This window comes from Leifsonia sp. 466MF (assembly GCF_900100265.1).
Lineage (GTDB): Bacteria > Actinomycetota > Actinomycetes > Actinomycetales > Microbacteriaceae > Leifsonia.
Window position 1 is genome coordinate 1,301,641 of record NZ_LT629696.1, and the last position, 22,360, is coordinate 1,324,000.

25 protein-coding genes are annotated in these 22,360 nt (G+C 70.6%); 21 read left to right on the forward strand and 4 right to left on the reverse strand.

The genetic code is table 11. The annotated features are described in order from the left end of the window. The first annotated feature begins 49 nt into the window (after positions 1 to 49). Complete coding sequence (locus BLR91_RS06185) at positions 50 to 1,636, forward strand: SDR family oxidoreductase (protein ID WP_089881515.1); 1,587 nt, start codon at positions 50 to 52, stop codon at positions 1,634 to 1,636. Here BLR91_RS06185 and BLR91_RS06190 read toward each other — a convergent pair. Then, a complete protein-coding gene (locus BLR91_RS06190) occupies positions 1,518 to 2,171 on the reverse strand; it encodes a MarR family winged helix-turn-helix transcriptional regulator (RefSeq protein WP_157694658.1) in 654 nt (217 codons plus the stop codon). The two genes, BLR91_RS06185 and BLR91_RS06190, sit on opposite strands and share 119 nt — an antisense overlap. Before the next feature lie 75 nt (positions 2,172 to 2,246). On the opposite strand from BLR91_RS06190, the gene BLR91_RS06195 reads away from it, so the two are divergent. The 6 genes from BLR91_RS06195 to BLR91_RS06220 are packed head-to-tail and all read left to right on the forward strand — an operon-like array spanning position 2,247 to position 7,440. Beyond that, the gene (locus tag BLR91_RS06195; protein WP_089876354.1) at positions 2,247 to 3,371 is read left to right on the forward strand and encodes a polyprenyl synthetase family protein; all 1,125 of its coding nucleotides are present in this window, start codon (positions 2,247 to 2,249) and stop codon (positions 3,369 to 3,371) included. Next, complete coding sequence (locus tag BLR91_RS06200; protein WP_089876352.1) at positions 3,368 to 4,291, forward strand: phytoene/squalene synthase family protein; 924 nt, start codon at positions 3,368 to 3,370, stop codon at positions 4,289 to 4,291. Before BLR91_RS06195 ends, BLR91_RS06200 begins: the two co-directional genes overlap by 4 nt. Beyond that, complete coding sequence (gene crtI, locus BLR91_RS06205; RefSeq protein ID WP_089876351.1) at positions 4,288 to 5,886, forward strand: phytoene desaturase family protein; 1,599 nt, start codon at positions 4,288 to 4,290, stop codon at positions 5,884 to 5,886. The genes BLR91_RS06200 and crtI overlap by 4 nt, the downstream gene beginning before the upstream one ends. Further along, the gene (locus BLR91_RS06210; RefSeq protein ID WP_089876348.1) at positions 5,883 to 6,242 is read left to right on the forward strand and encodes a lycopene cyclase domain-containing protein; all 360 of its coding nucleotides are present in this window, start codon (positions 5,883 to 5,885) and stop codon (positions 6,240 to 6,242) included. The genes crtI and BLR91_RS06210 overlap by 4 nt, the downstream gene beginning before the upstream one ends. Continuing rightward, positions 6,239 to 6,562 carry a lycopene cyclase domain-containing protein gene (locus BLR91_RS06215; RefSeq protein WP_089876345.1) on the forward strand — a complete coding sequence of 108 codons (324 nt, stop codon included), beginning with the start codon at positions 6,239 to 6,241 and terminating at the stop codon, positions 6,560 to 6,562. The genes BLR91_RS06210 and BLR91_RS06215 overlap by 4 nt, the downstream gene beginning before the upstream one ends. Positions 6,563 to 6,567: 5 nt before the next feature. Next, a complete protein-coding gene (locus BLR91_RS06220) occupies positions 6,568 to 7,440 on the forward strand; it encodes a prenyltransferase (RefSeq protein WP_442911257.1) in 873 nt (290 codons plus the stop codon). A 115-nt stretch (positions 7,441 to 7,555) separates the two neighbouring features. On the opposite strand, the gene BLR91_RS06225 is transcribed toward BLR91_RS06220, so the two are convergent. Next, positions 7,556 to 7,936, reverse strand: a complete 381-nt coding sequence (locus tag BLR91_RS06225; protein ID WP_089876341.1) for a glyoxalase superfamily protein — start codon at positions 7,934 to 7,936, stop codon at positions 7,556 to 7,558. A 147-nt stretch (positions 7,937 to 8,083) separates the two neighbouring features. Between BLR91_RS06225 and BLR91_RS06230 the strand changes: the two genes are divergently transcribed. Together BLR91_RS06230 and BLR91_RS06235 are read left to right on the forward strand one after the other, a co-directional pair. After that, positions 8,084 to 9,031 carry a nuclease-related domain-containing protein gene (locus BLR91_RS06230; RefSeq protein ID WP_089876339.1) on the forward strand — a complete coding sequence of 316 codons (948 nt, stop codon included), beginning with the start codon at positions 8,084 to 8,086 and terminating at the stop codon, positions 9,029 to 9,031. A gap of 45 nt (positions 9,032 to 9,076) precedes the next feature. Beyond that, a complete protein-coding gene (locus BLR91_RS06235; protein WP_089876337.1) occupies positions 9,077 to 9,466 on the forward strand; it encodes a VOC family protein in 390 nt (129 codons plus the stop codon). A 10-nt stretch (positions 9,467 to 9,476) separates the two neighbouring features. Here the strand turns inward: BLR91_RS06235 and BLR91_RS06240 are convergent, their stop codons facing one another. Then, positions 9,477 to 9,776, reverse strand: coding sequence for a hypothetical protein (locus BLR91_RS06240; RefSeq protein WP_018191402.1), 300 nt, complete (start codon positions 9,774 to 9,776; stop codon positions 9,477 to 9,479). A gap of 108 nt (positions 9,777 to 9,884) precedes the next feature. Here BLR91_RS06240 and BLR91_RS06245 point away from each other — a divergent pair, with 108 nt between their 5' ends. The 8 genes from BLR91_RS06245 (at position 9,885) to BLR91_RS06280 (ending at position 15,012) form a co-directional block, all read left to right on the forward strand. Beyond that, on the forward strand, positions 9,885 to 10,721 hold the full coding sequence (locus BLR91_RS06245; RefSeq protein WP_172823190.1) for a DUF1295 domain-containing protein: 837 nt from the start codon (positions 9,885 to 9,887) through the stop codon (positions 10,719 to 10,721). A 42-nt stretch (positions 10,722 to 10,763) separates the two neighbouring features. Further along, a complete protein-coding gene (locus tag BLR91_RS06250) occupies positions 10,764 to 11,258 on the forward strand; it encodes a hypothetical protein (protein WP_089876334.1) in 495 nt (164 codons plus the stop codon). 1 nt (position 11,259) lies between these two features. After that, entirely contained in the window at positions 11,260 to 11,664 is a 405-nt protein-coding gene (locus tag BLR91_RS06255) for an RNA-binding S4 domain-containing protein (protein WP_018191399.1), read from the forward strand. Beyond that, on the forward strand, positions 11,664 to 12,494 hold the full coding sequence (locus tag BLR91_RS06260; RefSeq protein ID WP_089876332.1) for a DUF72 domain-containing protein: 831 nt from the start codon (positions 11,664 to 11,666) through the stop codon (positions 12,492 to 12,494). Before BLR91_RS06255 ends, BLR91_RS06260 begins: the two co-directional genes overlap by 1 nt. 10 nt (positions 12,495 to 12,504) lie before the next feature. Next, a complete protein-coding gene (locus BLR91_RS06265; protein ID WP_018191397.1) occupies positions 12,505 to 13,137 on the forward strand; it encodes a CDP-alcohol phosphatidyltransferase family protein in 633 nt (210 codons plus the stop codon). Then, a complete protein-coding gene (locus BLR91_RS06270; protein WP_018191396.1) occupies positions 13,130 to 13,636 on the forward strand; it encodes an FHA domain-containing protein in 507 nt (168 codons plus the stop codon). The genes BLR91_RS06265 and BLR91_RS06270 overlap by 8 nt, the downstream gene beginning before the upstream one ends. Continuing rightward, positions 13,636 to 14,328 (forward strand): transcriptional regulator FtsR, encoded by a 693-nt coding sequence (ftsR, locus tag BLR91_RS06275; protein WP_089876330.1) that lies wholly within the window; start codon positions 13,636 to 13,638, stop codon positions 14,326 to 14,328. Before BLR91_RS06270 ends, ftsR begins: the two co-directional genes overlap by 1 nt. Before the next feature lie 132 nt (positions 14,329 to 14,460). Continuing rightward, on the forward strand, positions 14,461 to 15,012 hold the full coding sequence (locus BLR91_RS06280; RefSeq protein WP_018191394.1) for a MerR family transcriptional regulator: 552 nt from the start codon (positions 14,461 to 14,463) through the stop codon (positions 15,010 to 15,012). A gap of 93 nt (positions 15,013 to 15,105) precedes the next feature. On the opposite strand, the gene BLR91_RS06285 is transcribed toward BLR91_RS06280, so the two are convergent. Beyond that, complete coding sequence (locus BLR91_RS06285) at positions 15,106 to 15,915, reverse strand: ParA family protein (RefSeq protein ID WP_026307211.1); 810 nt, start codon at positions 15,913 to 15,915, stop codon at positions 15,106 to 15,108. Positions 15,916 to 15,994: 79 nt separating this feature from the next. Here BLR91_RS06285 and BLR91_RS06290 point away from each other — a divergent pair, with 79 nt between their 5' ends. The 4 genes from BLR91_RS06290 (at position 15,995) to BLR91_RS06305 (ending at position 22,257) form a co-directional block, all read left to right on the forward strand. Next, entirely contained in the window at positions 15,995 to 19,399 is a 3,405-nt protein-coding gene (locus tag BLR91_RS06290; RefSeq protein ID WP_089876328.1) for a pyruvate carboxylase, read from the forward strand. A gap of 88 nt (positions 19,400 to 19,487) precedes the next feature. Further along, positions 19,488 to 20,846, forward strand: coding sequence for a MinD/ParA family ATP-binding protein (locus tag BLR91_RS06295; RefSeq protein WP_089876326.1), 1,359 nt, complete (start codon positions 19,488 to 19,490; stop codon positions 20,844 to 20,846). Positions 20,847 to 20,884: 38 nt separating this feature from the next. After that, positions 20,885 to 21,376 carry a peptide deformylase gene (def, locus tag BLR91_RS06300; protein ID WP_018191390.1) on the forward strand — a complete coding sequence of 164 codons (492 nt, stop codon included), beginning with the start codon at positions 20,885 to 20,887 and terminating at the stop codon, positions 21,374 to 21,376. 35 nt (positions 21,377 to 21,411) lie between these two features. Further along, the gene (locus BLR91_RS06305) at positions 21,412 to 22,257 is read left to right on the forward strand and encodes an NAD-dependent epimerase/dehydratase family protein (protein ID WP_089876324.1); all 846 of its coding nucleotides are present in this window, start codon (positions 21,412 to 21,414) and stop codon (positions 22,255 to 22,257) included. Positions 22,258 to 22,360 lie beyond the last annotated feature (103 nt).

Here is a 22,360-nt window from a genome sequence, read left to right on the forward strand (position 1 = left end):
GAACGGCTGCCATGCCCGGATGTTCGCCCACGGGCGTACTGTCGCCGGCATGAGCCCCTCCCGCATCCTGGTCACCGGCGCTACCGGCTACATCGGCGGCCGCCTCGTCCCGCGACTGCTCGCGCGCGGTCACGACGTCCGGGTGCTGGCGCGCTCGCCGCAGAAGCTGACGGACGTGCCGTGGGCGGGCGATGTGGAGGTGGTGGAGGGCGACCTGCACGATGCCGATGCCGTAGCCCGCGCGGTCCGGGATGTGGACGTCGTCTACTACCTCGTCCACTCGATGCGTGCCCGCGGCGACTTCGACGAGGAGGAGTCCGCGGCGGCTCGCACGGTCGCAGAGGCGGCCGAGGCGGCGGGCGTCAGCAGGATCGTGTACCTCGGCGCCCTGCACCCGGACGGCGAGCTTTCACGGCATCTGCGTTCCCGCGTGGCCGTCGGCCGCATCCTGCTCGACTCCGGCGTCCCGACGGTGGTCTTCCAGGCGGGCGTGGTGATCGGCTCCGGGTCCGCCTCGTTCGAGATGATCCGGCACCTGACCGAAGTGCTGCCGTACATGCCGGCGCCGCGCTGGGTGCGCAACCGCATCCAGCCGATCGCCATCCGCGACGTCCTGCACTATCTGCTCGAGGCGGCCGAGCTCCCGCCGGAGGTGTCGCGCGCCTTCGACATCGGCGGCCCGGACATCCTCCGCTACGGCCAGATGATGAACGCCTACGCCCTGGAGGCGGGCCTGCCGCAACGACCGATCGCGTCCCTGCCGGTGTTCACCCCGTGGCTCGCCTCGCAGTGGGTCAACCTGGTCACGCCCATCCCGCGCAGCCTCGCCGTCCCCATCATCGAGTCGCTGCAATACGACTGCGTGATGCGCGAGCACGACATCGACGCCGTCATCGCGCCGCCGCCAGAAGGGCTGACCCCGTATCGCCGGGCGGTCCGGCTGGCCCTGGCGCGCGAGCGGTCGGGGGAGGTGGAGACCAGCTGGCAGGACGCGTCGGTTGCGGGGGCGCCCAGCGATCCGCTGCCGAGCGACCCCGAATGGTCGGGGCACACCGTCTACACCGACCTGCGCGAACGCGACTCGACCGCCGACCCCGAGATGCTGTGGCGCGTCGTCGAGGGCATCGGCGGAGAGCGCGGCTGGTACTCGTTCCCGCTCGCCTGGGCGCTCCGCGGCTGGGCAGACAAGCTGGTCGGGGGCGTCGGCCTCCGCCGCGGACGCCGCGACGCCGACCACCTGAACACGGGCGATGCCCTCGACTGGTGGCGGGTGGAGCGGATCGAGCGGGGGAGCAGCCTCCGGCTGCGCGCCGAGATGCGCGTTCCGGGGCGTGCCTGGCTGGAGCTCGCGGTCCGTCCCCGCGAGGGCGGGGGATCGCAGTACCGGCAGCGCGCCGTGTTCTTCCCGCGCGGACTCTCGGGGCGGCTCTACTGGTTCGCGATCCTGCCGTTCCACGGCGTGATCTTCAACGGGATGGCGAACCGCATCGTGTACGAGGCGGAGCACCCGAAGGCGGCTAGCCGCGTCGCGCGTCCGACCGGGCAGCAGAATCCGGACCGGAGTCCGGCGCAGGGGCATCCGGATCGTTCGAACCCGCACCCACGGCAGGAACCGACGCCAGCGTCGTCTCGCTGAGGTCGCGGAGGAATCGGGTCACCGTGTCACGGTCCTGGGGGCTGAGAGACCGCGCCACCTCGAACCGGCGGGCGTGCTGCAGTCCCATGGTCCGGCGGACCTCGCGGTGCGTCTCCGGCGTGATCTCGACGGTGACGGCACGGCGGTCGGTGGGATGCGGGCGGCGGACGACGTGGCCGGCACGCTCCAGGCGGTCGAGCAGCTTCGTCGTGGAGGCGGTGGAGATATGCAGGTGGTCGGATAGCGCCCCGGCGGTGACCGGGACGTCGGCGTTCATCGACGCGATGATGTACCGCAGCGCCCGCATGTCGGTCTCGTTGAGCTTCATGTGCGTGCGGGATTCGAAGCTGAGCCGCTGGTCGGCGTCACGCCACTCGCGCATCGCGGCGAGCAGCCGGACGATCTGGGCCAGCTCCTCCTCGCTCAGGTCGTCGTGCCGGACGAGTTCTTGTCGCGGGTCGATCACGCGGGGATCGGTGAGGGATGCGGAGATGCGGCGTGCGTCGCGTCGCGCGTCATCCCGAGCCGGTGTCATGCGAACATCCTATTCCCATCCGTAAGAATCGTGCTAGGTTATTTGCTATCCAAGCTAGACAAGGGAGCGCCGGGCATGACACAGCTGCACCCCCAAACGCGGACTCCTGAGGAGAAGGCGACCGGTCAGAACTCGACCGGCGACAGCACTCTGGCGCACGACCTCGCGTCGGTCGAGGAGCGGCTCGACCGCTTCTTCACCGAGCGGATCTCCGCAGCCTCCGCCTACGACCCCTCCTACCGCCGGCTGTGGGAGTCGGCTCGGGATGCGGCCGACGGCGGCAAGCGCATCCGCCCGCGTTTCGTCCTCCTGGCCTACCGCGGACTCGGCGGCGTCGAGCGCGACGTCGCCTGCACGGCGGCTGTGGCGTACGAGCTGCTGCACACTGCGTTCCTGCTGCATGACGACGTGATCGACGGTGACACCGTCCGGCGCGGTCGACCGAACACCGCGGGCGAGTTCGCCGCGGACGCCGTCGCTCACGGGGCGAGCGCCGCCCGGGCCCGGCGCTGGGGCGAGTCCGGCGCCATCCTGGCCGGCGATCTGCTGCTCCACGCCGCAGCCACTGTCCTCGCCCGTGCCGATACAGACGAGTGGACGCGCGAGCGCCTCCTCGACATCCTCGACCACAGCGTGTTCGTCACGGCGGCAGGCGAGCTCGCCGACGTCGCCCTCTCGGAGCGCCTGGGCGACGACGCCCCGGCGCTCGACGACGTGCTCGCCATGACCGAGCACAAGACGGCCGCCTACTCGGTGTCCGGTCCGTTGATGACGGGCGCGCTGCTCGCCGGCGGAGGAGAGGACGTGCTCGCGTCGCTGGCCGAGTACGGCCGGCTCGTCGGAATCGCCTTCCAGCTGGGCGACGACCTTCTCGGCGTCTTCGGCGCGGAGGATGTCACAGGCAAGAGCATCGTCAGCGACCTCCGTCAGGGCAAGGAGACCTCCCTCATCGCGTACGCGCGTGGAACCGCCCGCTGGGAGGAGGTCGCGCCGTCCCTTGGCCGCGGCGACCTCGCGCCGCATGAGGCCGGACGGCTCGCCACCGTGCTCGAGGAATGCGGCGCACGCCGGTTCGTCGAGCGGCTGCTCGCCGACCATGTCGATCGCGCCGTCGCGCTGCTCGACTCCCCATCCATGCCGCCGGCACTGGCCGAACCCCTCGCCGACGTGGCACGCTCCTGCATCGGGAGGATCGCATGACTCGAGCGCCCGAGGCTCCGACGACCACCGTGCCGACCGACCTCGCCACCTACACGGACGCGGCCCACGCCGGCGCGGCCACGATCATCCACGCCTACTCGACTTCGTTCGGGATGGCGACCCGCCTCCTCGCCGCGCAGATCCGTCCCCGGGTGGAGGACGTGTACGCGCTGGTCCGCGTCGCCGACGAGATCGTCGACGGGGCCGCGGCCGAGGCCGGGCTCGACGTCGAAGACCAGCGGGAGCTGCTCGACGCCCTGGAGGCCGACACCGAGCGCGCGATGCGCACCGGGTACAGCGCCAACGTCGTCGTGCACTCGTTCGCGGTGACCGCCCGGGCGACGGGCATCGGTGTCGAGCTGACCCGTCCCTTCTTCGCGTCCATGCGCCGCGACCTCAGCCCCGTGGACTTCACGGCGGAGGAGCTGCGCGAGTACGTCTACGGCTCGGCCGAGGTGGTCGGCCTCATGTGTCTCAGGGTCTTCCTGGCCGACCGTCCGGTGCCGGACGACACGCGACGGAGGCTGGAGGCGGGCGCCCGACGGCTCGGCGCCGCCTTCCAGAAGATCAACTTCCTCCGCGACCTGGCGGTCGATTGGACCGAGCTCGGCCGCAGCTACTTCCCGGGGATCGACCCGGCGCGGCTGACGGAACGGCAGAAGCTCGCCCTGGTCGTCGACATCGACTGCGACCTCGGGGCGGCGGCCGACGTCATCCCCGAGCTCCCGGACAACTGCCGCCGGGCGATCATCGCCGCGCACGGTCTGTTCGCGGAGCTCAGCGACCGCATCCGCGCGACGCCCGCGAGCGAACTGCTGACCCGCCGGATCAGCGTTCCGACCCGGGTGAAGCTCGGCATCCTGACGCGCGCGACGGTCTCGGCCGCACTCCCGCGCTCGCCGCAGGGGGAACGACCGTGACCGGGCAGACCGCGGTCGTCATCGGCGGCGGGATCGCGGGCCTCGCCACAGCGGCGCTGCTCGCCCGCGAGGGCTACGGGGTCACGCTGCTGGAGCAGAACGCGACCCTCGGCGGCCGCGCCGGCTCGTGGGAGCACGACGGGTTCCGCTTCGACACCGGGCCCTCCTGGTACCTCATGCCCGAGGTCTTCGACCACTTCTTCCGGCTGATGGGCACCTCCACGGCCGAGCAGCTCGACCTCGTCACGCTCGATCCGGGTTACCGCGTGTTCTCGGAGGACGGCCGGCCGCCGCTCGACATCCTCGCCGACGGCGCCGCAAACCGCGCGGTGTTCGAACGGGAGGAGCCGGGCGCCGGTGCCGCGCTCGACCGGTACCTGACGGGCGCTGCCGAGACGTACCGCCTGGCCGTCGACCGCTTCCTCTACAGCACCTTCGCCGACCTGCGGCCGTTGTTCGCGTCGGACCTGATCCGCCGGCTGCCCCGCCTCGCCCGCCTGCTGCTCGAACCGCTCGACCGCTACGCCGCCCGCTTCGTCCGCGATGTCCGCTTGCGCCAGGTGCTCGGCTACCCCGCGGTGTTCCTGGGCACCTCACCGGACCGCGCGCCGAGCATGTACCACCTGATGAGCCACCTCGACCTCGACGACGGGGTGCGGTATCCGCTCGGCGGCTTCGCAGCGCTGATCGACCGGGTGGCCGCGCTCGCGGAGGGGGCGGGGGCCCGGCTCGTGACCGGGGCGCGGGTCACCGCCATCCGCACCACCGCCGACGGCGACTCGCCGCGTCCGCGCGCCTCCGGCGTCGAGTACCGGGATGCGTCCGGTGGCGTGCACACCGTCGACGCCGACGTGGTCGTGTCCGGCGCCGACCTGCACCATACGGAGACCGCACTGCTCCCCGAGAAGTTGCGCACGCATCCCGAGAAGAAGTGGGAGCGCCGCGACCCGGGCCCGGGCGTGGTGCTCGCGATGCTGGGCGTGCGCGGCCGGCTGCCGGAGCTGACCCACCACAATCTGTTCTTCACCACCGACTGGGAGGCGAACTTCCAGACGATCTACGGGCCCAACCCCAGCATCCCGGACCCGGCCTCGCTGTACGTCTGCATGCCGAGCACCACCGACCCGGAGGTTGCGCCGGACGGGCACGAGAACCTGTTCGTGCTCATCCCGGTGCCGGCCGATGTGTCGCTCGGCGCCGGCGGACTGAACGGCGCCGGCGACCGCGCGATCGAGCATGCCGCCGACGCGGCCATCGCCCAGATCTCCGCCTGGGCGGGCATCCCGGACCTCGCCGACCGGATCGTGCTGCGTCGCACGGTCGGGCCGGAGGACTTCGCGACCGACCTGAACGCGTGGAGCGGCGGCGCCCTCGGCCCGGCGCACACCCTCCGGCAGAGTGCGTTCTTCCGCCCCGGCAACGCCTCGGCGAAGGTCGACAACCTGCTCTACGCCGGCTGCTCCACGATCCCCGGCATCGGCCTCCCCATGTGCCTGATCAGCGCCGAGCTGGTGCTGAAGCGGCTGCGCGGCGACGGCGGGGCCGGTCCGCTGCCCGAACCGCTTCCCGCCCCGCAGGCGGAGCGGGTGTCGTGACGTTCGTCTACCTCGGCTGCCTGCTCCTCTCGCTGGCGGCGATGGTGCTGCTCGACGCCCGCTTCCGCCTGGTGTTCTGGCGGGATGCGCGCCGGGCGACGATCGTGCTCGCCCTCGGCCTCGCCTTCTTCCTGGCGTGGGATGCCGCCGGTATCCTGCTCGGCGTGTTCGCCCGGGGAGAGTCGCCGCTGATGACTGGCGTCGAGCTCGCTCCGGAGCTGCCGCTGGAGGAGGTCTTCTTCCTCCTGTTCCTCTGCTACCTCACCCTGGTGGCCGTGTTCGGTGCGCGAGCGGTGATGGATGCGCGCCGCCGGCCGACCGACGAGCCGCAGCACGCGAAGGAGCGGGCCCGATGACGTATGCCCTGCTCAGCCTGGTCTTCCTCGCGATCGCGGCGGCCGTGCTCGTCATCGCGCTGGCGACCGCGCGCGACCGGGCGCGACTGGTGCGTCGCTGGTGGGCTCCGATCGCCGTCGCCGCCGTCGTCATCCTGCTGTTGACCGCGGTCTTCGACAATCTGATGATCGCGGCGGGGTTCATGACGTACGAGGACGCGCGCATCAGCGGCGTGCGCGTCGGGCTCGTGCCGCTCGAGGACTTCGCGTACCCCATCGCCGGCCTCCTCCTGCTGCCCGCGCTGTGGCTGCTGACCCGGCGGCGGGGGAGCAGGTCGTGACCGCCGTGGCCCCGGCAGCCCCCTTCCGGCAGCTCGTGCTGGCGTCGCGCCCGCTCAGCTGGATCAACACCGCGTTCCCGTTCGCCGCCGCCTACCTGCTCACGACCGGCCGGGTGGATGCGACGTTCGTCATCGGCACCATTTTCTTCCTCATTCCGTACAACCTGGCGATGTACGGGATCAACGACGTCTTCGACTACGAGTCCGACCTGCGCAACCCGCGGAAGGGCGGCGCGGAGGGGGCGCTGCTCGACCGGTCGGCGCACCGCCGCACCCTGATCGCGGCGGCGGTGACGACCCTCCCGTTCGTCGTGTACCTCGTGATCGTCGGGTCGCCCCTGTCCTGGCTGGTGCTCGCGTTCTCGCTGTTCGCGGTGCTGGCGTACTCGGTGAAGGGCCTCCGGTTCAAGGAGGTGCCGTTCCTCGACTCGGCCACCTCGAGCGTCCACTTCGTCAGCCCCGCCCTCTACGGGCTGGTGCTCGCGGGCGCGGTCTTCACCCCGCAGCTGTGGCTGGTGCTGCTCGCCTTCTTCCTCTGGGGCGTCGGCAGCCACGCGTTCGGCGCCGTTCAGGATGTGGTGCCCGACCGTGAGGGCGGCATCTCGTCCATCGCGACCGCCATCGGCGCGGCGGCGACCGTCCGGCTTGCGATCGTCGCGTGGGCGGCGGCCGGCGTCGCGATGCTGTTCACCGCGTGGCCGGGCCCGCTCGCCGCGGTGCTCGCCCTCCCGTACATCGCGGCCGCCGCCCCGTTCTGGTCGGTGACGGACGCGGACTCCAGCACCGCGAACCGCGGCTGGCGCCGCTTCCTCTGGATCAACTACGCCTGCGGCTTCGTCGTCACCCTCCTCCTCATCCTCTGGTCCTCCCTCCGCTGACCCCCATCCCCCCACCGTCGAGTCCACAAAAATTGCACGCCGATCGCGTGGTCGGCGTGCAATTTGTGCGGACTCGACGGTGGGGCGGAGCGCGCGGGAGAAGAGGGAGAGCGTGCTAGTCGCGCTTCGGGAGCTGCTGCAGCGTCCAGGCGTTGCCGTCGGGGTCGGTGAAGTCGACGAAGCGGCCCCAGGCGAGGTCCGCGACGCCGCGCGCCTCGACGCCGTGCTCTGTGAGGTGCGCGAGGGCCGCGTCGGCGTCGGGCACGACGATCTGGAGGCCCTTCATCGTTCCGGGCGCCATGTCGGTGAGTCCCTCGCCGAACGCGATCGAGCACGCGGAACCGGGAGGGGTGATCTGCACGAAGCGGAGCTCCGGCGAGACCCGCTGGTCGTGGTCGGCGTTCCAGCCGAGCGCATCGACGTAGAAGGCCTTGGCCCGGTCGACGTCCGTGACGGGGAGGATGATGAGCTCGATGCGCCAGTCGGTGATGGTCATGATGACACCCTTTCGTGATCGGTTGATTCCAGGCTAGAGCGGGATGCGGTCAGTTTCCGGCCGCAATATGGTTTCGGCATTTTCGCGGTCGCGCGCGCTATCGTCGTAATCTCCGCCCCCGCCAGAACCGAAAGCGACGCCCCAGCGATGAGCGACTCCCCGGCCGCCCCGAGCCCCTACGAGGTCCTCGGCGTCCGTCCGGATGTGAGCCACGACGACCTGCGCCGCGCCTACCGACGTCTGCTGCGGGAGACCCATCCCGACACCGGCGGCACGGCGGCGGCGTTCCAGGCCGTCCAGCAGGCGTGGGAACTCATCGGCGACCCGGAGGACCGCGCACGGTACGACCGCGGCGAGAGCATCACGGTGGATGCGGTGGCCGGCGACTCCGCCGGCGGCGGGTTCAGCGCGACCTTCCACTCTTCGCGCGGGACGTCGCGCGGCGCGACCGTCCGTGCCCGCAGCTACGGGCATCCCGGCGGCCGATCGCGGGAGCGCTTCCTCTCTCTCATGCGCGAGTGGATGGGCCGGGGCACCGACGACCGCGACCCGTACGATCCCGCCCTGGTGCGCTCCGCACCGCGCGAGATCCGCCAGCTGCTCGCGGTCGCGCTCGCCGAGGAGGCGACGGCACGCGCCGTCTCCGGGCTGGGCATCGGTTTCACGATCTGGAACGACGTGGCTGTGCATCCCTCCACCGACGCGAAGATCGACCACATCGTGCTCGGCCCGGCCGGACTGTTCGCCATCCGCTCGGCGGACTGGGGCGCTCCGGTCAAGCTCGCCAAGGGTGAGGTGGTCGGCGAGGGTATCGGCCCCGACGAGGAGCCCTTCCACGACCTGTACCACGCGGCGAAGAGCTTCGGTCGGCAGGCCGGCGTCCGGTTCACTGGCTACATCGTCGTCGTGCCGGACGACGACCTCGACGTCCCCTTCGATGTCGTGCGGCGCGGCCGGCTGAGCGGCTCGATGCTCGTGCGCCGGTCCCTCCTCCCGCGGCTGCTCCGCGACGGCGCCAACGCGGCCGGGCGCGAGAGCGTCGACCGCGCGTTCGAACTGCGGACCCGGCTGCAGGAGGCCGTGCGGTTCGTCTGAACCCGCTCTAGACACGGCGCGGCCGGCGCGAGCAGAGTGGACGCCATGGTCACCCCACTCGAGATCTTCAGCGGCTTCAGCGTCGACGACATCGCCGCGGCCAAATCCTTCTACGGCGACACCCTCGGGCTCGCGATCAGCGACGGCCCGATGGGCAACCTCGACCTCGAGCTGCCCTCCGGCGGTCACGTGTTCATCTACCCGAAGCCCGACCACACTCCGGCGACGTTCACCATCCTGAACCTCGTCGTGGAGGACATCGACGCTGCCGTCGACGACCTCAACTCGCGCGGGGTGGCGACGGCGATCTACGACGATCCGTCGCTGCCGACCGACGGGAAGGGCGTGCTCCGGGGCCGCGCGGCCGGCCAGGGACCGGATATCGCCTGGTTCCGCGACCCCGCGGGCAACGTGATCTCGGTCCTGCAGAACTGACGGCGCGGCCTCAGGCGCGCTCGTCGTCGCTGTCGAGATCGCCGCTCTGCTGCAGGTCGCGCTCGTGCTCGGGCAGGTCGTCGGTGGAACGCGGGACGGTCGACACCAGCTGGAACGTCGCCTCCTCCGGCCATGACCGGTCGTCGACCAGCTCGTAGACGTCGAACGCCGACGCGCCCACGAAGTCGGACGGCACGCGGATGCGGCTCGGCGGCACATCCACGTCGCTGGGCAGCGTGAGCGTGCGCGCGGGCTCCCCGTTGTCACGGAGGAGCACGGCGCGGAACGCGTGGGGACCGGAAATCGACACGCTGACACGTTAGGCGTGTCGCGCTGAGAGTTCGAGTCCTCCTCGGCTTTCATTCAGCAGCATCCCGACGAAGTCACGGCGGCCGCACGGGAGTTCTACACTGTGCACGTGGAGCCCTTCATCGTCTGTCTCTGGATACTGGCCGCCGCCTGCCTGGCGACCTGGGTGCTGTCCCTCATCACCAACGAGCACTCCTGGGTGGATCGCATCTGGTCGATCGTGCCCGTCGTGTACGTATGGGTCTTCGCAGGTGCGGCCGGTCTCGCGGACGCGCGCCTCGACCTCATGGCGATCCTGGTGACGCTGTGGGGAGCACGCCTCACCTTCAACTTCGCCCGGAAGGGCGGCTACGCGCCCGGGGGAGAGGACTACCGCTGGGTGGTGCTGCGCGGGCGGATGGGCGCGGGGGCGTTCCAGGTCTTCAACCTGTTCTTCATCGTGATCTACCAGAACATCCTGCTGCTCCTCATCGCCCTCCCCGCGTGGACCGCATACCAGCACCGGACGCCGTTGAACGCGCTCGACGTCATCCTCGCCGCCGTGTTCCTCTTCTTCCTCACCGGCGAGACGATCGCCGACCAGCAGCAGTGGAACTTCCACCGCTGGAAGAAGCTTGAGGTGGCGGCCGGCCGCGAGCCGTCGCCGCGTTTCCTCCAGTCGGGCCTCTTCCGGTTCTCGCGCCATCCCAACTTCTTCTTCGAGCAGGCGCAGTGGTGGGTGCTCTTCCTGTTCGGATGCGTCGCCGCGGGATCCCTCCTGCAGTGGACGGTCATCGGGCCGCTCCTGCTGACCGGCCTGTTCATCGGCTCGACTGTGTTCACCGAGAGCATCAGCCGGTCGCGCTACCCGGAGTACGCGGAGTACCAGGCGCGCACCTCGCCGGTGATCCCGTGGTTCCCCGGCCGCGGGGCCGGAGCGGCGCGCGTGTCGCCCGAATCGCGGTGACACACCCCGCGCGACGCTGAGGACCGGGGCTACGGTGGAGGCATGTCCTGCATCCGGTTCAACACCCCCGCCCAGCGCCAGGCCATGCGGAACCACCGGCCGGCCATGCTCACCGCCGAGGAGGCGGCCGCGCTTCACCCGGCACCCGAGGTGACGGAGAGCAAGTTCCGCCGTCTGAGGTTGCTGGCGTCCGACCCGAATCCGAAGATCCGGGAGGCGGTCGCCAGCAGCTACAACACGCCGGTGGACCTGTTCGCGACGCTCGCGAAGGACCCCGACGACGGAGTGCGCGGCTGCGTCGCGAAGAACGAGGCGACGCCGTGCGACATCCTGCGTGAGCTCGCGGACGACCGCTCCGAGACTGTGCGCGGCTGGGTGGCCGTCAACTACTTCGTCCCGGCGGATGTGATGGAGAAGCTCGCGTCCGACCGCAGCCGCACGGTCCGGAGCCTGGTGAAGTGGAAGGCATCGCTGGCGGACGAGGAGCAGGCGCCGGAAGGGCAGCGGGCGGAGAGCCGCCCGGTCCCGGTGGCCTGACATGGCCGGCTCCACCCCGCACGCGACGCCGCCGGACGGCGGCCGCTCCAGCGTCCGCGTCGACTCGTGGGCCTGGGCGGTCCGGCTGTTCAAGACGCGCTCCGCAGCCTCCGACGCGTGCAAGGCGGGCCACCTGAAGGTGAACGGCGACCGCGCGAAGCCCGCCCAACCGGTGAAGGTCGGCGACGAGGTGCGCGCGCTCGTCGGCGGCGTCGAGCGCATCTACATCGCACGCCGCCTGATCACCAAGCGGCTGAGCGCCGCCGCGGCCGCCGACTGCTTCGAGGACCGCACTCCGCCACCCCCGCCACGCACCGAGGCACCGGCCGCCGTGCTGCGCGAGCGCGGCGCCGGACGCCCGACCAAGCGCGAACGGCGACTGCTCGAGCAGCTCCGGGGCCGCTGATGGCGTTCGCGCGCATCGGCATCTCCGGCTGGACCTACGCCCCGTGGCGAGGCGTGTTCTACCCGCCGAAGCTGCCGCACCGCCTCGAGCTGGAGTACGCCGCCGAACGGCTGGACTCCATCGAGATCAACGGCAGCTTCTACTCGTTGCAGCGTCCGACGAGCTATCGGACGTGGGCGGAGCGCACACCGGACGAGTTCGTGTTCTCGGTCAAAGGCGGTCGCTACATCACCCACATCCTGCGCTTGAAGAACGCCAGGGGAGCCGTCGCCAACTTCTTCGCCTCCGGCGTGCTCGCCCTCGGCCCGAAGCTCGGACCGCTGCTGTGGCAGCTGCCGCCGACCCTGCAGTTCGAGGCGGGTGAGGTGGATGCGTTCCTCGGCATGCTGCCGCGCACCACGACCGAGGCGGCTGCGCTCGCCCGCGAGACGACGCTGAAGGAGGACCGCACGCACTTGGCGGCGGGGGAGGAGCGCCCGCTGCGGCACGCGGTGGAGGTGCGCCACGCCTCCTTCGACGTCCCGGAGTTCGCCGCGCTCGCCCGCGCACACGGGGTCGCGATCGTGCTGGCCGACACCGCCGGCCGTTATCCGGTCATCCGCGACACGACCGCCGACTTCGTCTACGTGCGGCTGCACGGCGACGAGGAGCTGTACACCAGCGGGTACACCGACGAGTCGCTCGACCGCTGGGCGGCGGAGCTCAGCATCCACCTCGCCCAGGGCCGGGATGTGTACGCCTACTTCGACAACGACGTGAAGGTGCGCGCCCCCTACGATGCCATGGGCCTGCGTGACCGCCTTTCCGAGTGGACGCCGCGTCCTCACTAGACTCGGGAGCGTGCAGGGTGAGAGCGCCGTGGTGAGTTCGCGGGTGTGGACGATCCCCAACGTGCTCAGCTTCTTCCGGCTCGCGCTGGTCCCCGTGTTCCTGTGGCTGATCATCGTCGGGGAGGACGGCCTCGCCCTCCTCGTGCTGGTCTTCTCCAGCGTGACCGACTTCCTCGATGGCTTCCTCGCGCGCCGCCTGCACCAGGAGTCCCGTCTCGGGCAGCTGCTCGACCCCGCCGCCGACCGGCTCTACATCTTCGCGGCGCTCATCGGCCTGTGCTGGCGCGAGGTCATCCCCTGGTGGCTGTTCCTGGTGATCGTGGCGCGGGATGTGATGCTCGCCGTCCTCGGCGTCATCCTCGCGAACCACGGGTTCGGGCCGCTTCCCGTGCACCACCTGGGAAAAGTGGCCACCTTCTGCCTGTTCTGGGCGCTCCCGCTGCTGATGCTGGGCGAGGCGTTCGAGCCGCTCGCACCCTTCTCCCTCCCGCTGGGCTGGGCCTTCGCACTGTGGGGCGCCTTCCTCTACTGGTGGGCCGGCATCGTGTACATCCGGGAGACGGCACGGGTAATCCGCCTTCCGGCCGATGACAGGAGCCCGCGATCGGATACGCTGGACGGCAAGGAGGTTGACGGTGCCTGAAGACATTAACCCGAACGGCCCGGCCGACGGAGCCGACGACGCCGCCAAGGGCCCCCTGCGGGACGCGGCGGGCAACGAGGACACGACCGCGCGTTTCGGCGAGGAGTTCATCTCGAAGATGTACCCCTCGGGCGAGGTGTCGCCGGAGGAGCAGGAGGCCATCGCCGCCCTGCCGTCCGGCTCCGCCCTGCTGATCGTGCGACGGGGGCCGAACTCGGGCGCCCGCTTCCTCCTCGATGCCGACGTCACGACGGCCGGTCGCCATCCCAACGCGGACATCTTCCTCGACGACGTGACGGTCTCGCGTCGTCACGCGGAGTTCACCCGCCGCGGCACCTCCTTCGAGGTCCGCGACCTGGGCTCTCTGAACGGGACGTACTACGACGGCGTCCGGATCGAGAGCGCGCTCCTCTCCGACTCGGCCGAGGTGCAGATCGGCAAGTTCCGCCTCACCTTCTACGCCTCGCGTCACGACCTCGCCGCAGCGGCGAACGGCTAGTGGCCCGGCCGGCCACCAGGGCCGCCGACGGCGCTCCGGCCCTGCTCAGCATCGGCCAGGTCCTCGCGCGGCTCACTCCCGAGTTCCCGGACCTGTCGTCGTCGAAGCTGCGCTTCCTGGAGGAGCGCGGGCTGGTTGCGCCGGCTCGCACGGCCTCGGGGTACCGCAAGTTCTCGCCGGCCGATGTGGAGCGGCTGCGCGCCGTGCTCGCCATGCAGCGCGACCACTACCTCCCGCTGAAGGTCATCAAGAAATACTTCGCCGATCTGGATGCGGGGCTCGATCCGGCGTTCCCTGGCACCGCGCCCGCGGGGTCCATCCTCGCCGGCACCCGGCGGTACCGGCGTGACGAGCTGCTGCGCGAGGCCGGCGCCGACGCGGAACTGCTGCAGGACGCCGTGAGCGCCTCGCTGCTCCCGGCCTCCGACGTGTACGGCGACGAAGCGCTGACCGTGCTCCGCGCCCTTGCCGAGCTCCGCCGCAGCGGGATCGAGCCGCGGCATCTTCGCGGTTTCCGCGCAGCGGCCGAGCGCGAGATCGGGTTGATCGAGACCGCGCTCGTCCCCATCGCGCGCCGCAACGACGTGAGCAGCAAGGCCCGTACGGCCGAACTCGCCCGGGAGATCGCGGCGCAGCTCGACGTGGTGCGCGGCAGCATCATCCGCTCATCCATCGCCCGGCTGCGTCCGTGACGGCCCCGGCGCCTCGACACGCCGAAACCGAAAGGGCGGATGTCGTTGCCCGGCGACCGCCGCGTGGGTACCGTGGATGAAGCGACGCGGATGCGACGCGCGATCCACAACCCGGGGTGAGAGGCGAACAACATGAGCGAACTGAGTCGTGAAGACGGCGTCGCCCGGTACGACCTCGGACTCCTCTTCACCGACGGCCTCCCCGAGATGGACGACGTGAACGGTTACCGCGGTGCGGTCGCCGCCCGCGCGGCCGGCATCTCGTACCGCCAGCTGGACTACTGGGCGCGCACCGGACTGGTCGAGCCGACCGTCCGCGGTGCCGCTGGTTCCGGTTCGCAGCGCCTGTACGGCTTCCGCGACATCCTCGTCCTCAAGCTGGTGAAGCGCCTTCTCGACACCGGCATCTCGCTGCAGCAGATCCGCACGGCGGTCAACCAGCTGCGCGAGTCGGGCGTCAACGACCTCGCCCAGACGACGCTCATGAGCGACGGCGCGAGCGTCTACCTCTGCACCTCGAACGACGAGGTCATCGACCTGGTCAGCCGCGGGCAGGGCGTCTTCGGCATCGCCGTCGGCAAGGTGCTGCGCGAGGTCGAGTCGAGCCTCGTCGAGCTGGACACGCAGACCGACGCCATGGACGAGCTAGCCGCCCGTCGCGCCGCGCGCACCCGCGCCTCCTAAACTCCCGCCACCTAGCCAACAGCTCCTGACTTTTTCGGCCTCAAACGATGTTTTGAGCGGAAAAACTCAGGAGCTGATTGCTTCTTGCCCGGGTCAGGACTGGGCGGTCGCGTACTCGCCGATGCGGGCGGTGCGCAGCACACGCTCCAGCAGCAGGTCGAAGTTGTGCGCCATCTCCTGAGCGCTCTCGCCCGGCCAGACGTGCAGCGGCTTCGCCGCGCCCTGCGCCTGCTGCAGTGACGTGCGCTCCGGCAGCTGGGGCGACAGCACGAGCGGCCCGAACATGTCGCGCAGCTCCTTGATGCGGAACTGGTGCTCGAGCGACTGGACGCGCGCGCGGTTCACGATGATGCCGAGCGGCTGGAGGCGCGGCGAGAGCCCGCGGCGGATCTCCTCGATCGCACGCAGTGCACGGTCGGCGGCGGCGACCGAGAACAGGCCGGGCTCGGTCACGACGGCCACCCGGTCGCTCGCGGCCCACGCTGTGCGGGTGAGCGCGTTGAGCGACGGGGCGCAGTCGATGAGGACCAGCTCGTAGTCGTGCTCGACGTTGGCGAGCGCCTCCTCGAGCTTCCAGATGTCGCGGATGCTCGGGTGCGGTCCGTCGAAGTTGATCGCGGACGGGCTGCCGATCATGACGTCGATCGTGCCGGAACGGCCCTTCGTCCAGCCGGAAGGGGCGATCGCGGCGCGCACGATCTTCTCCTTGGGCGACGCGAGCACATCGGCGACGTTGAGGTGACCGGCGACCTGGATGTCCATGCCGGTCGAGACATCCGATTGCGGATCGAGGTCCACCACCAGCGTCCGGAGGCCCTTCGCGAACGCCGCCGACGCCAGACCGAGCGTCACCGTCGTCTTTCCGACACCGCCCTTGAGGGAGCTAACGCTGAGTACGTGCACGAGAGCCACGTTACCTTCACTAGTCTTAGAGAACCTAACCGTTTGCTGTGTGGTGTCGACCCCTGCTCGAAAGGTCCCCATGTTCCGAAAGATCCTCGTTGCCAACCGCGGTGAAATCGCCATCCGAGCCTTCCGGGCCGCGTACGAGCTCGGCGCCGAAACGGTCGCCGTCTTCCCGTACGAAGATCGCAACTCGATGCACCGCTTGAAGGCTGACGAGGCCTACCAGATCGGCGAGCCGGGCCACCCGGTCCGCGCCTACCTGGATGTGGACGAGATCATCCGCGTCGCGAAGGAGTCCGGCGCGGACGCCATCTACCCCGGCTACGGCTTCCTGTCCGAGAACCCGGACCTGGCCGAGGCGGCTCGCGCCGCCGGCATCACCTTCATCGGCCCGTCCGCCTCCGTGCTCGAGATGGCCGGAAACAAGGTCACGGCGAAGGAGCACGCGATCGCCGCGGGCGTCCCCGTCCTCAAGTCCACCCCGCCGTCGCGCGACATCGACGAACTTCTCGCGGGCGCCGACGCGATCGGCTTCCCCATCTTCGCGAAGGCGGTCGCCGGTGGCGGTGGCCGCGGGATGCGCCGCGTCAGCAGCAAGGACGAGCTGCGTCCGGCGCTCGAGGAGGCCATGCGCGAGGCGGGCAGCGCCTTCGGCGACCCCACGATGTTCCTGGAGCAGGCCGTGCTCCGCCCGCGTCACATCGAAGTGCAGATCCTCGCCGACGGCACGGGCGAGACGATGCACCTGTTCGAGCGCGACTGCTCGGTGCAGCGCCGCCACCAGAAGGTCGTCGAGATCGCTCCGGCGCCGAACCTGTCGGAGGACATCCGTCAGTCGCTGTACCGCGACGCCGTCGCGTTCGCCCGCTCCATCGGCTACGAGAACGCGGGAACGGTGGAGTTCCTGCTCGACACCGCGGGCGAGCGCGCCGGACAGCACGTGTTCATCGAGATGAACCCGCGCATCCAGGTGGAGCACACGGTCACCGAGGAGATCACCGACGTCGACCTCGTCCAGTCGCAGATCCGCATCGCGGCGGGCGAGACGCTGGCCGACCTGGGCCTCAGCCAGGACACGGTCCAGATCCGGGGCGCGGCGCTGCAGTGCCGCATCACCACGGAGGACCCGACGGCCGGCTTCCGCCCCGACACCGGCAAGATCACGACCTACCGCTCTCCGGGCGGTGCGGGCATCCGCCTCGACGGCGGCACGATCAACCCGGGCGCGCAGATCAGCCCGCACTTCGACTCCATGCTGGCGAAGCTCATCTGCCGCGGACGCGACTTCCCGGCCGCCGTGCTGCGTGCTCGCCGCGCGCTGGCCGAGTTCCGCGTGCGCGGTGTCGCCACGAACATCCCGTTCCTGCAGGCGGTCATGGAGGACCCGGACTTCATCGCCGGCAACGTCTCCACCTCCTTCATCGAGGAGCGCCCGGAGTTGTTCAAGGGCCGTGCGTCGAAGGACCGCGGCACGAAGGTGCTCAACTGGCTCGCCGATGTCACGGTGAACCAGCCCAACGGCCCGCGCCCGCTCAGCGCCGACCCGGCGGAGAAGCTGCCGAAGGTCGACCTGAGTGCGCCGGCCCCCGCGGGCTCGCGCCAGCGCCTGCTCGAGCTCGGCCCGGCCGGATTCGCGGAGGCCCTGCGTGCGCAGAAGGCGCTCGCGGTCACGGAGACCACCTTCCGCGACGCGCACCAGTCGCTGCTGGCCACGCGCGTCCGCACCCGCGACCTGGTCGCCGTCGCCCCCTATGTCGCCCGGATGACGCCGGAGCTCCTCTCGGTGGAGGCCTGGGGCGGCGCGACCTACGACGTCGCGCTCCGCTTCCTCGGCGAGGACCCGTGGGAGCGTCTCGCAACGCTCCGCGAGGCACTGCCGAACATCAACATCCAGATGCTGCTGCGCGGTCGCAACACCGTCGGGTACACGCCCTACCCGACGCAGGTGACCGACGCCTTCGTGCAGGAGGCCGCCGCGACCGGTGTGGACATCTTCCGCATCTTCGACGCCCTCAACGACGTGTCGCAGATGCGCCCGGCCATCGAGTCCGTGCTCGCAACGGGCTCCGCGATCGCCGAGGTGGCGGTCTGCTACACCGGCGACCTGCTCGACCCGGCGGAAGACCTGTACACGCTGGACTACTACCTCCGCCTCGCCGAGCAGATCGTCGAGTCGGGCGCCCACATCCTCGCCATCAAGGACATGGCCGGACTGCTGCGCCCGTCGGCCGCCGAGGAGCTCGTGGCCGCCTTCCGCGAGCGGTTCGACCTCCCGGTCCACGTGCACACCCACGACACCCCCGGCGGCCAGCTCGCCACGCTGCTCGCCGCCTCGCGCGCGGGTGCGGACGCGGTGGATGTGGCCAGCGCCCCCATGGCCGGAACCACCAGCCAGCCGAGCGCCTCCGCCCTGGTGGCCGCCCTCGCCCACACCGAGCGCGACACCGGCATCTCCCTCACCGCGGTCGAGGACCTCGAGCCGTACTGGGAGGCCGTGCGCCAGGTCTACCGCCCGTTCGAGTCGGGTCTGCCCGGCCCCACCGGCCGCGTATACAAGCACGAGATCCCCGGCGGTCAGCTCTCCAACCTGCGTCAGCAGGCGAAGGCGCTGGGCCTCGCGGAGGACTTCGAGCTCGTCGAGGACATGTACGCGGCGGCCAACCGCATCCTGGGCCGCATCCCGAAGGTGACGCCGTCCTCGAAGGTCGTCGGCGACCTGGCCCTGCACCTCGCAGCGGTCAAGGCGGACCCGGACGACTTCGCCGAGAACCCGCAGAACTACGACATCCCGGACTCGGTGGTCGGCTTCATGGCGGGCGAGCTGGGCGAACTGCCGGGTGGATGGCCGGAGCCGTTCCGCACGAAGGTGCTCGCGGGCAAGACGGTCAAGGTCGGCGTCGAGGACCTCTCGGCCGACGACCGCAGCGCGCTCGAGGGGTCGAGCGAGGAGCGTCGCGCGACCCTCAACCGCCTGCTGTTCCCGGCTCCCACCCGCATCTACGAGCAGATGCGCGAGCTCTTCGGCGACCTCTCCGTCGTCGACACGCTCGACTACCTGTACGGGCTCAAGCAGGGCTCGGAGCACGTCATCGAGTTCAGCCGCGGCGTGCGCCTGTACGTTGGTCTGGAGGCCATCGGCGAGGCGGACGAGAAGGGCATGCGCACGGTCATGACCACGCTCAACGGCCAGTTGCGGCCGGTGTTCGTGCGCGACCGCAGCATCGTCGTCGAGACGAAGGCGGCCGAGAAGGCCGATTCCGCGAACCCGGGCCAGGTGGCCGCGCCGTTCTCCGGCGTCGTCACCCTCCAGGTCGCGGTCGGCGACACGGTCGCCGCGGGCCAGGCGGTCGCCTCGATCGAGGCGATGAAGATGGAGGCCGCCATCACGGCTCCGATCGCCGGGACCATCGAGCGGCTCGCCATCCCGAAGACCCAGCAGGTCGACGCGGGCGACCTGCTCGTGGTGATCCAGCCCGCCTGAGCGGGCGCTGATCGGCCGCCCCGGCCCGGGGCGGCCTACAATGACGAGTCGGCGGGACACTCCCGCGGCAGAAGGAGGACGAGACGACGTGGCTGACAGGTCCGACGCCGACGCGCCCGAGGAGCGCGCCCCGCGCGACCTCGTGCCCGCGGATGACGAGCTGACGCCCGCGCGCTCGTTCGAGCCGACGTCGTCGCGCGAGCCGACGCTGGATGTCGAATCGACGCTGAGCATCGCCGTCGACCTCCCGCCGACGCCGCCGCGCGAGATCCCGGAGGACGAGGCCGCCGTCGCGATCGACGAGGTCCCGGTCGACCCGGGATTCGTCGCCTCGCCCGCCGAGCCGACCACCATGTCGGTCGCCATCGTCGCCTCGCGTCTCGCGTCGACGCCCGAGCCTCCGGAGGGTGCATCGGCTCCCGCCGCCGACGTGCCCCCGCTGTCCGCGTCCGATGCGTTCGCCGGCTCCCGCCGCGATCGGCTCCGCGGCGAGCAGTCGGGGCAGCCCGAGCCCGCCGCGATGCTGACCGCGGACCGCCTCCTCGAGGTCAACCGCAAGACGCGTCCCGGCCCGGAGGGACCGTGGCAGCGCTTCGTCTACAACGTCACCTTCCGCACCGTGAACCTGGGCGACTCGGCCAAGGTGCGGGCGCGCAAAGAGCTCGACCACCGCATCCAGAAGCACTTCGAGGGCGGCGCACGTTTCGTACCCGTGCTGACCCGTAAGGGCGGCGTGGGCAAGACCACGGTCACCACGCTGCTCGGGATGGCGCTGGCGTCGGCCCGCGAGGACCGCATCATCGCCATCGACGCGAACCCGGACCGCGGGACGCTGTCGGAGCGGGTTCCGCGCCAGACGCGTTCCACCGTGCGGGACGTAGTGCACAAGGCCGCGAGCATCGGCGGCTTCACCGACTTCTCGGCACTGGTCTCGCGCGACGAGACGCGGCTCGACATCCTCGCGTCCGACACCGACCCCATGCTCTCGGAGGCGTTCGACGAGAACGACTACAACGTCGTCGCCGACCTCTCCGCACGGTTCTACTCGATCGTGCTCACCGACTGCGGAACCGGCATCGTCCACTCGGTCATGCGCGCGACTCTGCAGCGGGCGGATTCGCTCGTCATCGTGTCCGGCGGCAGTGTGGATGAGGCGCGCCTGGCCTCCGAGACGCTCACCTGGCTGGAGGCGAACGGCTACGGCGAACTCGTCCGCAACGCCGTCGTCGCGCTGAACACCGCCACGCACGCCACGAACCTGGTGAAGCTGGAGGAGATCGAGGCGCACTTCCGCTCGCGCGTCCGCGAGATCGTCCGTGTCCCGTACGACCCGCAGCTGGCCGCCGGCTCGGTGGTGTCGTGGAAGGACCTCAAGCCGCTGACCCGCCTCTCGGCCCGCACGCTGGCCGCTCTCGTCGTCGAGGGCCTGCCCGCGGAGCGCGACTGAGCATCCCGACCGTCCGCCCGATCCACCGAGGAGCACCTGTGACCGAGCGTCAGATCCGCCTGTTCGGCGACCCCGTCCTGAAGACCCCGTCCGATCCGATCGGCGAGATCGACGACGGCGTGCGGGGGCTGGTCGAGGACCTGGTGGACAGCGTGCTCCCGCCGGGCCGCGCCGGCGTCGCAGCTCCGCAGATCGGCGTCAACGAGCGCGCGTTCAGCTACAACGTCGACGGGAAGGTCGGGTACGTCATCAATCCCGTGCTCGTCGAGGTGTCGGGGGAGCCGGAGCTGATGGACGAGGGCTGCCTCTCGGTGCCCGGTCTCTGGTTCAAGACGCTGCGCTACCCGTTCGCCCGGGTGACGGGCATCGACCTCGACGGCAACGAGATCGAGGTCTCCGGCACCGGTGTGCTCGCGCAGGCCCTGCAGCACGAGACCGACCACCTCGACGGCAAGCTCTACCTCGACCGGCTGGACAAGGAGAGCCGCCGCGAGGCGATGAAGCAGGTCCGCGAGTCGGACTGGTTCTGACGCCTCGCCGCCCGCGGCACTCGTAGACTGGCCGCATGCGAATCGCGGTCACCGGAGGATCGGGCAAGCTCGGACGCACTGTCGTGCGCGAGCTGCGGAAGTCGGGAGACGTCGTCGTCTCCCTCGACGCGGCGGGGGAGCGTGGTCCTGGTTTCGTCCGCGTCGACCTCACCGACTACGGGCAGACGGTGGATGCGATCTTCGGCGTCAACGACAAGCACGACGGCTTCGACGCGATCGTGCACCTGGCGGCCATCCCGGCGCCGGGCATCCTGAGCGACGTCGCTACGTTCCACAACAACATCCGGGTCACGTACAACGTGTTCCAGGCCGCGCGCCGCGCAGGCATCCGGAATGTCGTGTACGCGTCGAGCGAGACCGTGCTGGGCCTGCCGTTCGACGTGCCGCCGCCGTACATCCCCGTCGACGAGGACTACCCGGCCCGGCCGGAGAGCACCTACTCGCTGGTGAAGCACCTTGAGGAGCAGATGGCGATCGAGCTGGTGCGCTGGGATCCTGCGCTGAAGATCGTGGCGCTGCGCTTCTCGAACGTGATGGACCCGGAGGACTACGCGGCGTTCCCGGCGTTCGACGACGACCCGTGGGCGCGCAAGTGGAACCTGTGGGGCTACATCGACGCGCGGGACGGCGCCCAGGCCATCCGCCGCGCGCTGGAGTGGGACACGACCGGTTTCGACCGCTTCATCATCGCCGCCGCTGACACCGTGATGAGCCGCCCCAACGACGAGCTCGTCGCCGAGGTGTTCCCCGGTGTGCCGCTGAAGCGCGAGCTCGGCGTCAACGACACCCTCCTGTCGATCGACAAGGCCCGCCGCGTCCTCGGCTACGCCCCCACCCACTCCTGGCGCGACGAGGTCTGACCCGCCGTCGCATCCGCCCTTCCTGAGATTTGCGCCAAATCTCGGTTATGGGGGCGTCAAAACCGCGATTTGGCGCAAATCTCGATCCGCGGCGCGGCTGTGG

Coding starts and splice junctions, on each gene's coding strand:
- BLR91_RS06250 (WP_089876334.1), top strand. CDS start 10,764: ATGTCCTGCATCCGGTTCAACACCCCCGCCCAGCGCCAGGCCATGCGG.
- BLR91_RS06230 (WP_089876339.1), top strand. CDS start 8,084: ATGAGCGACTCCCCGGCCGCCCCGAGCCCCTACGAGGTCCTCGGCGTC.
- BLR91_RS06305 (WP_089876324.1), top strand. CDS start 21,412: ATGCGAATCGCGGTCACCGGAGGATCGGGCAAGCTCGGACGCACTGTC.
- BLR91_RS06225 (WP_089876341.1), bottom strand. CDS start 7,936: ATGACCATCACCGACTGGCGCATCGAGCTCATCATCCTCCCCGTCACG.
- BLR91_RS06235 (WP_089876337.1), top strand. CDS start 9,077: ATGGTCACCCCACTCGAGATCTTCAGCGGCTTCAGCGTCGACGACATC.
- BLR91_RS06190 (WP_157694658.1), bottom strand. CDS start 2,171: ATGACACCGGCTCGGGATGACGCGCGACGCGACGCACGCCGCATCTCC.
- BLR91_RS06215 (WP_089876345.1), top strand. CDS start 6,239: ATGACGTATGCCCTGCTCAGCCTGGTCTTCCTCGCGATCGCGGCGGCC.
- BLR91_RS06280 (WP_018191394.1), top strand. CDS start 14,461: ATGAGCGAACTGAGTCGTGAAGACGGCGTCGCCCGGTACGACCTCGGA.
- BLR91_RS06255 (WP_018191399.1), top strand. CDS start 11,260: ATGGCCGGCTCCACCCCGCACGCGACGCCGCCGGACGGCGGCCGCTCC.
- BLR91_RS06200 (WP_089876352.1), top strand. CDS start 3,368: ATGACTCGAGCGCCCGAGGCTCCGACGACCACCGTGCCGACCGACCTC.
- BLR91_RS06185 (WP_089881515.1), top strand. CDS start 50: ATGAGCCCCTCCCGCATCCTGGTCACCGGCGCTACCGGCTACATCGGC.
- BLR91_RS06260 (WP_089876332.1), top strand. CDS start 11,664: ATGGCGTTCGCGCGCATCGGCATCTCCGGCTGGACCTACGCCCCGTGG.
- BLR91_RS06290 (WP_089876328.1), top strand. CDS start 15,995: ATGTTCCGAAAGATCCTCGTTGCCAACCGCGGTGAAATCGCCATCCGA.
- BLR91_RS06195 (WP_089876354.1), top strand. CDS start 2,247: ATGACACAGCTGCACCCCCAAACGCGGACTCCTGAGGAGAAGGCGACC.